The following is a 7,222-nucleotide window of genomic DNA, read 5'->3' as shown; positions in this document are numbered from 1 at the left end:
GCGGTCGCCTGCTGCTCGCGCGACGTCGCCGCGATTTCGGCGACCGACGTCGTCACCTGCAGCGACGACTGCTGCGCCTGCGACACGAGGCTCGCGAGCTGTTCGGCCATCCGGTTGAAGCCGTCCTGCAGCGTGCCGAATTCGTCGCTGCGGCGCAGGTCGAGCCGCTGCGCGAGGTTGCCGGTGCGCATTGCGTCGTGCACCTCGACGAGCCGCGCCATCGGCCCCGTGATCGCGCGGAACAGCGCATAGCCGGTCGCCAGCGCGACCAGCAGCACGACGCTCAGCGCGGTCGCGAGCGTCGCTTCCGCCGTATTGACCGACGTGCGGATCTGCCGTGCCGAATCGTCGGCCTGGCCGCGGTTTTCGTCGACCAGCGCGTCCGCGACACGGACTACGTTCTCCCACGCCGTCGTCACGTGCGCGAAGTTGGCCCGCGCAGCCGCGCGGTCGCTCGCCGCCGCATGCGCTGCGTCGTTCAACAGCGGCAGGTACTGGTCGTATGCGGCCCGGAGCGCGGCGAAGCGCGCCTTGTCGTCGTCGCGGAACAGCGTCGCCTCGTATTGCGTCGACGCCTGATCGAAACGCCGCAGCGCTTCCGGAATCCGATCGAGATCGCGCTTCGTGCCGTCCGAATCGCCGTCGCTGAAGATCGCGCGTTCGACCACCGTATAGCTTTGATTGGTCGCGGCGCGCAGCGACGTCGACAGGTACAGGCCCGGCACCGAATCCCGCTGGAGGCTGTCGGCAGCGGCGTCGATCGCCGTCAATCGAGTGTATGAAATCGCGGCCATGACCAGCATCAGCACGAAGATCGCGCCGAAGCTGAGCACGATGCGCGTGCCGAGCGTGAAGCGTCCGCCGCGCAGCAGGGCGGGCAAAGGGGGCGTGCCGGCGCGGGGCGTCGTCGCAGTGGCCATGTCTATCTCCCGTAGGGCTTGGGTCGTCTGGATCCGGCGGCGCGAAAGGCAGAGAAAACGATTCGGTCGCGGGTCGGCGCGATCGATCGAATCGTTCCGGACGGGTGCCCGATTGCCGACGCCCCGCATGCTGTCATGCGGCGCGTCTGATCGCAATCGAATTTTTTACGCATTGAGCCATGCTTTTTTCATCCCATTAAAGATAGGTCAATACGCAGACGTTTGCGGAAATTTGAAAGGGAGCAGGGGTAGGTTGCTGCCGGTATTTCGGCTGGCCGGCCGACGATTGGGCATCGGCGGCCTGAAATGCGGAACAATGACGCATGATCGAATCGCCTGAAATCTAATTGAAATGTTTCCGATATGGGGATGTGAGCACGACTATCGATTTTTGTGTCGCCCAACTCGTGAAAGCCACGCAAAGACTCTGTAAGTTGGTGAAGAGGCGGCGGGAGAATGAAGCGATGAAGGAGACGAAATAGTTATATCAAGGTGATAAGTGCATGCCACGCGTCTTCCTCAAGAGTCGTTATCCTTATCAGATAACTTCGTTGGCTGCGGGAGAGTCAGTCCAACCATGCCATGTCGCGAGGCGTTCTTTGAGTATGGCGCGACGACATACCGCGTTCATTTGATGTCTCGGCAGGGAATTTCAGCCTTCACCGCCGGATAACTGCGCAGTTGATCGGTCACAATCTTACTCGGCACCAGGTTTGAGCGCAGCATCCGCCGGAAGAAGCGCTTGCGTGCTAGCAACGCAAACCGCCACCGGGATTGCTACTGCACTCCGATTGCGGCACCCAATACGTCAGTCGCGCGTACCGGAAATTGACCGCCGCGTTCAAGATAAACGTTTCAATGAGCCGCCGTGCCAACGCCTGGGATAACGCCCCCCGATGGAGAGCTTCCTCAAGACGTTGCGGGTCGAAAGAATCTACCAGACTCACTACGATACGCGTGCCCACGCCCGAGGCGGCGCTTGACCAAGCGCAGCACCGATTGATCGATATAGGTTTGCCGACATCCCGCTGCTCTGCCGCTTAAGCCCGACTCACCATAGCGACGACTGAAAGCTGTAGCTTGTGTCGGCACTTTGATTTGGCATTGCGGATGATTTGCGATGAGAGTGCAAAGTTTAACGACAAATCGTGCGATCGCCTTTTAATCAGTGGTTCCCTAATTCAGTCGAATATCCAACGACAACATATTGAGAATCCGGACTTCTTTTCAGAGAGACAACTGTGGACGCTCAGAAAAGATGTCTTTGGCGCCCTATAAAAATCAACGGCTTGGACATCTTTTTGAGACGACTGCATGCGGCCCATCTCAAAGAAGATGTCCTTGGTCACTGAAATTCTCAGAAAAGTTGTCTTTGGGGCGCGCTCTCCCGCGTCCGAGTGCCCCTGTAGTACCGAGCGACAAATAATCTCGACGATTCCTGTTTTTTTAGTGTCAACCGCCCCTCCTGGCCAACTCGATCAACGGCTTTCAAAACAACGTCGAGCCGGGGGCTCGTTGCCTACTCTCAGCATCATCTGTTCGATAAGCTCGCAGGCTGCTCGCGTTTCGAAACTTCGCTCGCGCGCCAGTTCGTCAGTCGTCTCGGCTACCTCCTCGATCCTGCGATCGACCAGTTACACACCAATGACCTTGAACGCTCGCGCCATCACTTTCCCTTCAATTCGTCAGAAGTGGAGTCATCGAAGAGCAATCTCTGAATATGAGCGGCAGCAGCCTTGGCGTGCTGTTCAGACGCTAACCCGGTGACTTGCACGTCCAAGCAGTAGTCAGCTTCCCCATTTTTTGAGTACCGCATCGAGATGGTTGGGCGACAGTCGCCTACGGTAGTCGTAACGGACTCAAGACAGCCTTTCAAATCACGGGTGGCTTTCCGAATATCTTCGTCAAACGCTTCTGCCATAAGTGGATTCTCTGCGACTTCATTTCGTAGACTCTCGATGATGGCGAACAATGCCTCCCGAGCGATGGGGTATGATGGATTTGCCGTGTCACCATCGAAGCACGGCTCGTCGCGAAAAAATTCGTCTTCCTCAAGTATCAATTCGCAATAGTCTTCCATATCGAGACACGCGTACCACACCGGAGCCCATCGTCCTGAATACAACTTGACGAGCACCCAGCGGCCGTAGTCTCCACAAATTCGTGAGTTCAGTTCGTCCTGAAATGACTTGAAAGTTCCGGACGGCGGGCGTTGCATAATACTCATGGTTCTGTCTTTCACGGTGCCGGGCTAGCCGGTGTTTTCCTATTCGCTTGCGTACGCCGAGCAGTTCCAGTCGCCGTACAGCGGGTATCCCCCATTGCGTTAGTTGCCTTACCAGCGTTTCCTGGTTTCTTAGTCTCGTTGTGCAGAAGTGGGGTTTAGCTAGTAGAGGCGCCAGCTAGCGCCCCGCTATCTCAAGAACCGATTGAAGTGTTCAGGGGCTGCCGATCACGAGCAGATTCACATTTGCGACGCTTTTGATGTACAGATAGCTTGTGCCGAGAACCGAGAGAACCTCATCTAGGTTGCCCCCTGCAGAAATTGCAGGCTGTACCACGATGAAACCCAGTCGAACTTCCATGTCCCTCGCCTTCTTTCGCAATACGTCTATTCCCTCGGGTGAACCCTTGAGGATGCGATCTCGCCCCTTGCTTTGGGATTTGCTATAACGATCTAGCAGACGCTGGAACAACGCTGGCCCTCGTGTATGCCACTTCACTGACCGGCTTGCTTGGCCGGTCACGACGTATACGTCGTCAACCCGAGCGCCAGGCATTTGCCCAGACTTGCAATACTTGCAGTGGTAGAGGTCAACCTCAATCCAGTGTTGCCGTACACGCACTGCAACCAGATCCGCGACCTCGCCAGCGCCATCGTCATCGAAAATGATGTCGTAATCGTCTTCGATCTTGCTGAACGTATAGCCCTGTACGCTCGCAAGATCGCTTCGATCTGCCATAGATTCTCGACTGATATCAACCCCGTCCCATGACCAACTCTGCATCAGCTCTTGGGGTAATCGAACATTTAGGCTCGTCGGGGAGTAGATCCGGTAGTTGCCGATCACGATGGAGCCATCGACATTCAGTAGTCTCAGTCGATCACGGTCGAGGTACTCCGCAAGCGCACACTCTCTACTGCCAACTGTGAAGCGAGCACCTGGCGCGGAGTAGGAATAAGAATCGCCGCGCAGATGGATCCTGATCTTCAATAGCTCCCGCTCCGACTCGCCATCGCGTGCGGCGATCAACGGCACCGCAAGCGTCGTGGCCGACTCGATGGATGGCGGCCCCAAGACCAGATCCGTTATTGCATAAGACTCCGACTCCACAGTGACCACACACTTTGTCTCCGTGTCGATAAACAGTTGATCTGGCCAGTCTGCGAAAAACAGTCCTTGTGGCCAAGCATCCTTGATCCTGTCGGAGCGAAGTACATTTTTCAGGATGTCTGTCGTATCGATGTTCTCATCGTTGATTTTGACGGCTACCTCGTCACACCAGCTGATCCACTCATCCACTGCAGTAGAGTCCATCTTCCAAAGCTTTCCTTTGGCGGAACATCCCGCTGATGTTCGCTCGCCCTCGGAGTGCCCTACGGCGAAGATGTTGGACTTGGCCGACGTTCCATTCTCTAGATCGGCCATGACCGTGTTTACATCATGGCCAACATGCATGGTAAAGCGAACCTCACGCCCCCCTCTGATCAGGCCAACGTTCTGCAGCTTCAGTAGATCGATGCCACTCAAAATCCGGAAGACTGCCTCATCCCGGATGCGAGAAGCCGAAGGCGCGATTAGCTTCACGAATCGCCCGAGTTGAATCTCGTCACCGGTGCAAGTAGCAAACAAAGTCCTGTCCGACGGCCTGTAGTATGCAAGATAAAGCTGCCAACTGGTTGTCATTACCGAAGCGCTCTTGGCCCAGTCGACCGGAATGCTCTCCTTTGTGACAGCCATCACGATGCGCTCATCATCGCTGACCGACTCCAACTCCAGTGACTCGCCTCGACCGCGAAGCATGCTTACATTGGCAGGTCGCCACCCGGATCGATCGACTCGGTAAGCGACAGCACTAGTGTGTGGCCGAGGATTGAGAGCTACGATCTTTTCGGCATCGTCATTGCCCTCAAACTTAGCCTCGAATTCCTGCCGCTCAACCTCCCGGCGGATCTTGTTCTCGCTGACTTCGCGAATAACCATGCCCCAATCGGCGTCTGACTCGTAGAGCCCTTGCATCTCCCCCTCAATTCTTTGGTTGGCAATATTCGCAACAAACTTGGCAGGACCAAGCTTGGATGACACACGAGTCAACCGTCCGATGAACTGAAGCGTCACCGCAGGGCTACGATGTTGGTCGTGAATCGCGGCCAGTTTCAGTTGAGGTAGGTCGAAACCTTCCCCCAGCATGTTCACGCAGATTACGACCCGGCTCCGACGTTCAAGGACTGTGTTCAACGTCTCACGGCGATCGCCAGTTCGACTATGCAGGAGCACCGGATTGAGTTCGGTTCCTTCCGAGAGGCGCTCGTAGATGGCTGCAATAGTCTTGGCTTTCGCAATCGATGAGCATCGGGCCATCAGGATATGGTCGAACCCGTCCGCAAGGTCCTTTTGCAGTAGCTCCAGCGCTTTCTCGGCGATGGCCTCATCCGCCAGTTCGTCGCGGTACTCGCGTACATGGTGAAATTCAATTTGTTGAAAGTAGCCATCTCGCTGGGCCTGCCGCAAGGTGTAGTTGAACACGATCTTGCTGCCCAAGCGTTGTTCGTCGAGACGGAATGGCGTAGCAGTGAAGTAAAGCATGGGCCTACCTTCGGCACCGGTCCGGATTCGATCCCAAGTTGCAGCCGCTACGTGATGAGCTTCATCGAATACGATGTGGGTATATAGCTCCAGAACGCTTTCTAATGTATTCGTATCCAGCGTGGCGAGTGTTGCCGGCGTTGCAACCGTCACGTTGGCGTTCTCAATTGCGGCTGTATCCGAGGCCTTGTCTGATCCTTCGGCTACATGGACAGCCGGTGATCGCACGCTGTCCGACACAGCCCCGATGGTCCTGAGCGTCTGAAGCGACCGCAGCCTCTCGCTCATCTGCGTTCGCAGTGCGTCGGACGGAACCACCAACAGTGTTCGCTTGAACAACCCAGCTAAGACAAGAGCGAATATCGTATCAGTCTTGCCAGTTCCAGTGGGCATGACGACTGTTGCTGGTTTAGTGGGTTCCATGTCGAGATGCGATAGAACGGCAAGGACTGCCGCTCGCTGGGGTGGCCTGAATCCACGCCCTTCATTAGCTTCGGTTGCGAGACCAAAGTTGATGCGATTGTCGGCCCAGCTCCTGTAAATCTCATTCTTCCCATAAAAATCAACATCAACGTCCATTCCCTTGCTCCCCCGTTAAGCTTCATATGTTTGTATCACGTGACGACGTAAACGCATCTCGCAACAGACTAAGCCGTTGCCAGTCCAGCATCCACTGTAGCGTAACGCGCCGACAGGAGATCAGTGCGTTTGTCACGAAACAGACTTTGCAAAGTGGCTGGATCGATCAGCGGCTCTTACCACCCAACGATCACGATGCGGCTGATCGCAACGTCGAACGGATCAATAGAATTCACAGAAATCCACGCAAACTGTTACACGACTAGACGTCGAGAATCTCCGACGGCCCCATTCTTTCGGCGAGCGCAGCTCTTTCCCTCATATCGATCGCCGCAGCACTCTTCCATCCTGATCGGTATGTCGTTCGATAGTGAATATTCACTTACTCCATATTCGACATATAGCCCGAACAACAACGCGATCATGGATTTCGCATGCATCAAATATGCCGATATATCATCGAATTTTTAAACGCATGACACCGAGGAAATCATTTTTTATTCAAAGGCAACATATTGAGACCGCGGACATCTTTTCTGAGAACCAACTGTGGGCTCGCAGAAAAGATGTCTTTGGCACCCTATACAAATCAATGACTTGGACATCTTTTCTGAGACGATCACATGCTCACCGTCTCAGAAAAGGTGTCCTTGGGCACGGAAATTCTCAGAAAAGTTGTCCTTGGAAGCATCGCTTGCCTCCGTTCGCGCATTCCGTTTGAACCGAGCGGTGAATGCCGTGGATCAAATCTGCACGACATCCCGACCGAAACCTGTCACCTCATCAGTCACAGCTAAGGCCTGCGCCCCAGATCCTTGGATACGGGGCGCGACCGATCAGGTGGAGGTCGAGCGTACCTTCCCCAGGATCGTGCATGTGGAGGCGGTTCGTCCGCGCGGCGTGGCGCAGGACTTG

The 7,222-nt window shown here is 55.5% G+C and carries 4 protein-coding genes and 2 pseudogenes; 2 read left to right on the top strand and 4 right to left on the bottom strand.

The annotated features are described in order from the left end of the window. Together DIE16_RS35990 and DIE16_RS37615 are read right to left on the bottom strand one after the other, a co-directional pair. Positions 1–920, bottom strand: a 920-nt coding sequence (locus tag DIE16_RS35990; protein ID WP_148091656.1) for a methyl-accepting chemotaxis protein, incomplete at its 3' end; no start/stop codon positions are given. Between the two features lie 645 nt (positions 921–1,565). After that, a pseudogene (locus DIE16_RS37615) lies at positions 1,566–1,670 on the bottom strand (IS6 family transposase); the annotation flags it as partial. Between the two features lie 3 nt (positions 1,671–1,673). On the opposite strand from DIE16_RS37615, the pseudogene DIE16_RS35985 reads away from it, so the two are divergent. Further along, positions 1,674–1,891, top strand: a pseudogene (locus tag DIE16_RS35985) (IS3 family transposase); the annotation flags it as partial. 695 nt (positions 1,892–2,586) lie between these two features. On the opposite strand, the gene DIE16_RS35980 reads toward DIE16_RS35985, so the two are convergent. Together DIE16_RS35980 and DIE16_RS35975 are read right to left on the bottom strand one after the other, a co-directional pair. Next, positions 2,587–3,147, bottom strand: coding sequence for a hypothetical protein (locus tag DIE16_RS35980; protein ID WP_124572033.1), 561 nt, complete (start codon positions 3,145–3,147; stop codon positions 2,587–2,589). Positions 3,148–3,358: 211 nt separating this feature from the next. Further along, a complete protein-coding gene (locus DIE16_RS35975; RefSeq protein WP_124572032.1) occupies positions 3,359–6,307 on the bottom strand; it encodes a DEAD/DEAH box helicase in 2,949 nt (982 codons plus the stop codon). 681 nt (positions 6,308–6,988) lie between these two features. Between DIE16_RS35975 and DIE16_RS36955 the strand changes: the two genes are divergently transcribed. Further along, the coding region (locus DIE16_RS36955; RefSeq protein WP_221625292.1) for a hypothetical protein at positions 6,989–7,222 on the top strand (234 nt) is incomplete at its 3' end.

Origin of the sequence: Burkholderia sp. Bp9090, from assembly GCF_003857985.1 — a bacterium.
Lineage (GTDB): Bacteria > Pseudomonadota > Gammaproteobacteria > Burkholderiales > Burkholderiaceae > Burkholderia.
Note: the sequence above shows the minus strand (reverse complement) of the source record. Positions and strands in the feature narration are given on the sequence as shown.

Coding starts and splice junctions, on each gene's coding strand:
- DIE16_RS35980 (WP_124572033.1), bottom strand. CDS start 3,147: ATGAGTATTATGCAACGCCCGCCGTCCGGAACTTTCAAGTCATTTCAG.
- DIE16_RS35975 (WP_124572032.1), bottom strand. CDS start 6,307: ATGGACGTTGATGTTGATTTTTATGGGAAGAATGAGATTTACAGGAGC.